Genomic DNA, 1,561 nt, shown 5'->3' with positions numbered 1-1,561 from the left:
CTTATCAACAACGCAGGAGGTGGATCGGGCATAGGTACATGTAGACCCGGATTTCCCATATGAAGTCGTGCAAAAGAAATAAAATTTATTAGAATAGGGCTTATGGATGCTGTTTATGATAGTTTTTGAGTTCTGATCTGGAGAACCCAATGGGTGAAAGCAAAAAGGATGCTCTGAGAGTCAATTTTGATCGAAAATTGGGCTCTTCCGGTTAATGGGTATGTGGAGTTGCATGAAAAAGGACATGGCCTTACGCTTTATGGAAAAATCCGAAAGGTAAAGTCATGTCCACCAGTATATTGTATCATACGTTTGGAGTTGCTGGAGTGCAATATCACAAAGCCGATTTTTTGGCGGAAAAACTGTCCTTCACGGTTGCATCCAGCCCAGTAACTTAAAGTGTGCGAACTGCCGATCTCGTCGAGTAATCCGGCTCGGCCAGAAATCGAGGATCTTCAAGATGCCTCCTGTCGGTGGCCGCAAGGTCGAACTGGTTGTGCGTATCCCGCGGCTTTGCTGCAAGAATTGCGGATCAATCAGGCAACCGCACCTTGCATTTGCCGAGCCGAAAAAGCATTACACAAGATCGCTGGAACGCTTTGTAATTGATCTTTGCCGAGTTATGACAATCGGTGATGTGGCGGAAGTGACAGGCCTGGGTTGGGATACTGTCAAAGAGATTCATAAGAGACATCTACATCGGAAATACAAATCATTTAACCTCAAAAACGTCCGCCACATTGCTATCGATGAGATCTATCTCGGCAAGAAACGCAAGTACATTACCATTGTTCTCGATCTTGAAACCGGACGGGTAATTCATATTGGTAAGGGGAAAGGAAAAGCCGCTCTCAAGGGCTTCTGGATACGTTTGAAGCGGTCCAAGGCAAAGATTCAAGCTGTGGCAACCGACATGGCAAGTGGGTATATGGCCACTGTATTGGAGCATCTTCCCAAGGCCGATTTGGTGTTGGATCACTTTCATCTGGTCAAGTGGTTTAACGACAAGTTGTCGCTGCTGCGACGGCAGTTATATCGCCAGGCCACCGATATGCACAAGGCCGTGCTAAAGGGTAGTCGGTGGCTGCTCTTGAAGGCGCCTGAGAACCTCAAGGCACATAGTGACCCCAAGAAAGACGAACGGGCTCGTTTGCAGACGGCGTTGGAGTTGAACCAGCCGCTTGCGATGGCCTATTATATGAAAGAACGCCTTCGGCTGCTGTTTCAATGCACCGATCGAGACCGAACTGCGACGGAATTGAAGGCCTGGATTCAAGAAGCATCCTCCAGCGGAATCAGAATACTCAAAGACGCCGCCAGGATGCTATCGATATGGAAGCCATTTATCTTGAACTGGCACAAACACCGTATCAGCACCGGAAAGCTGGAGGCAATCAACTGTAAGATCGGAACCCTCCAACGCAACGCCTACGGCTATCGGGACGACGAATATCTCAAACTCAGAATCTTCAACTTGCACAACTCCAAATACGCATTAACCGGATGAACCCTTTTTCTCAAGCAGAATGCTAGGCCCTCGTCAATGCGCACGGTCTTCCAA

Annotated in this window: 1 protein-coding gene; it reads left to right on the top strand. The window is 48.0% G+C overall.

Going from position 1 to position 1,561, the window contains the following annotated elements:
- The first annotated feature begins 298 nt into the window (after positions 1 to 298).
- Positions 299 to 1,507 carry an ISL3 family transposase gene (locus KOO63_13125; protein MBU8922754.1) on the top strand — a complete coding sequence of 403 codons (1,209 nt, stop codon included), beginning with the start codon at positions 299 to 301 and terminating at the stop codon, positions 1,505 to 1,507.
- Positions 1,508 to 1,561 lie beyond the last annotated feature (54 nt).

This window comes from Candidatus Latescibacterota bacterium (assembly GCA_019038625.1).
In the GTDB taxonomy this organism is placed as follows: Bacteria; Krumholzibacteriota; Krumholzibacteriia; order Krumholzibacteriales; family Krumholzibacteriaceae; genus JAGLYV01.
This window is presented reverse-complemented; position numbering and strand designations above follow the sequence as displayed.